This window comes from Magnetospirillum sp. WYHS-4 (assembly GCA_039908345.1).
In the GTDB taxonomy this organism is placed as follows: domain Bacteria; phylum Pseudomonadota; class Alphaproteobacteria; order Rhodospirillales; family GLO-3; genus JAMOBD01.
The window spans coordinates 1-2,037 of record JAMOBD010000139.1; the positions used below are offsets into that span (position 1 = coordinate 1).

The 2,037-nt window shown below is 67.7% G+C and carries 3 protein-coding genes; all 3 read left to right on the forward strand.

Annotation, left to right across the window (positions count from 1 at the left end; all coding sequences use genetic code 11):
- Window positions 1-20 precede the first annotated feature (20 nt).
- Genes H7841_18305 through H7841_18315 form a run of 3 tightly spaced genes read left to right on the forward strand, consistent with a single transcriptional unit; the run spans window position 21 to window position 1,980 of the window.
- Window positions 21-578: a hypothetical protein gene (locus tag H7841_18305; protein MEO5338811.1), complete on the forward strand. Its 558-nt coding sequence runs from the start codon at window positions 21-23 to the stop codon at window positions 576-578.
- The gene (gene cbiQ, locus H7841_18310; protein MEO5338812.1) at window positions 575-1,333 is read left to right on the forward strand and encodes a cobalt ECF transporter T component CbiQ; all 759 of its coding nucleotides are present in this window, start codon (window positions 575-577) and stop codon (window positions 1,331-1,333) included. The genes H7841_18305 and cbiQ overlap by 4 nt, the downstream gene beginning before the upstream one ends.
- On the forward strand, window positions 1,330-1,980 hold the full coding sequence (locus H7841_18315) for an energy-coupling factor ABC transporter ATP-binding protein (protein MEO5338813.1): 651 nt from the start codon (window positions 1,330-1,332) through the stop codon (window positions 1,978-1,980). Before cbiQ ends, H7841_18315 begins: the two co-directional genes overlap by 4 nt.
- Window positions 1,981-2,037 lie beyond the last annotated feature (57 nt).

Consider the following 2,037-nt stretch of genomic DNA (forward strand, 5'->3'; position numbering starts at 1 on the left):
CCTATACTCGCGGAAACAGTATGACGATTTCAACGGAGGCTCCTACCGCCATGGGCAAGACCGGGATCGCGGCCCTGCTTCTCCTCGTCCTGGCCACCGCACCGGCCTGGGCCCATAGGATAAATCTGTTCGCGACGGCGGAGGGCGACCGGATCAAGGGTGTGGTGACCTTCGGCGGCGGCGGCAAGGGAGCCGGCCTTACCGTGCGGGCCAAGGGTCCCGATGGCGCCCTGCTCGGAGAAGCGGCCACCGGGCCCGACGGCGGCTTTTCCCTGCCGGTGGGAAGCCGTATGGATCATCTGCTGACGGTCGACCTTGACGACGGCCATGCTGCCACCTTCGTGGTCAAGGCGGAGGAGTTCCCCGTGACCCTGCCGGCCGGCGACGCGGCCCGCATTCCGCCCGGAGCCGGCGACCTGGAATTGGCGGTGGCCCGTCAGATCGCGCCGCTGCGCGCCCAGATCGCCGCCTACGAGGAACGCATCCGCTGGCACGACGTCCTGGGCGGCATCGGCTACATCCTGGGCCTGGCGGGAATAGCCTTCTTCCTTCTCGGCCGCCGGGCGCCGCGCCCATGATCGACCCGGACTTCCGCGATTCCGTCGTCCAAGGACCGGTGCAGCGGCTCGATCCCCGTCTGCGGCTGCTGGCGGCTCTGGCCTTCGGGGTGGTGACGATCTCTCTCCGCGAGACGGCGGCCCTGGCGGCGGCGTTGGTCCTAGCCGTCCTCCTGGCGGCGGTGGCCGGTCTTCCGTGGCGGCCGACCCTGCGTAAGCTGGCGGCCATGGACGCCTTCGTGGTCATGGCGTTGGCCCTTCTGCCTTTCACCGTGCCGGGCGAGGAACTGTTTCTCCTGGGGCCCTGGCCGGCCAGCCGCGAAGGCTTGTTGCAGGCCCTGGCGGTGGCGCTCAAAGCCAACGCGGCCTTGCTGGCCCTGCTGGCGCTGGCGGGGACCATGGAACTTTCGGCCCTCGGCCATGCCCTCAAGCATCTGAAGGTGCCGGACGCCCTGATCCATCTGTTGCTGCTCATGGTCCGCTATGTCGACGTCCTGCAGCGGGAATACGGACGTTTGCGACTGGCCATGCGGGCCCGCGCCTTCCGGCCGCGTAGCGACCGGCATACCTGGCGCAGCCTGGGCTATCTGGTCGGCATGTTGCTGGTGCGCAGTGTCGAACGCTCCGAGCGGGTGCTGGCGGCGATGAAATGCCGGGGCTTCGATGGCCATCTACACTTGGTCGACGAGATGACCTTCGGATGGGCGGACGCGGCCTTCGTCGTCCTGTTCCTGGGCGGCCTAGCCGGCCTGGTGGGATTGGAGGCATTGCCGTGAGCCTGTTTATCCTTTCCGGCCTGGGCTTCGCCTATGACTCTGGCCGGCCGGTGCTGGCTGGCCTCGATTTTGCCCTGGCAGCGGGAGAACGGGTGGCGGTGGTGGGTGCCAACGGCACCGGCAAGACCACCTTGCTGCACTTGATGGTGGGCCTGCTGCATCCCCAGGCGGGAACGGTGACGGCCTTCGGGCGGGAGCGGCGGTCCGAGGAGGATTTTATCGATGTGCGTGCGCGCGCCGGCTTGCTGTTCCAGGACCCCGACGACCAGTTGTTCTGCCCAACGGTGGCCGAGGACGTGGCTTTCGGACCGCTCAACCTGGGCCTGGGGCGCGCCGAGGCGGCGCGGAGGGTGGACGAGACCCTGGAGGCCTTGGGCATCCCGGAGTTTCGTGACCGGGTGGCGATCCGCCTTTCGGGTGGCGAGAAGCGGCTGGTCACCCTGGCGACCGTGCTGGCCATGCGGCCCGAGGTCCTGTTGCTGGACGAACCCTCCAACGCATTGGACGAGAAGGCGCTGGAGCGGCTGTTGGCCATTCTGGAGGGATTGCCCCAGGCCATGGTGGTGGTCTCTCACGACCGCCGCGTGGTCGACCGACTGGCGACGCGCCGGGTCGAACTGCGTCATGGAAAGTTCATCGTGCCTTAACCGCGCCTTAATCGCGGTCCACCACTGTCGACCATGGAAAGAGACATGGAAAAGCCA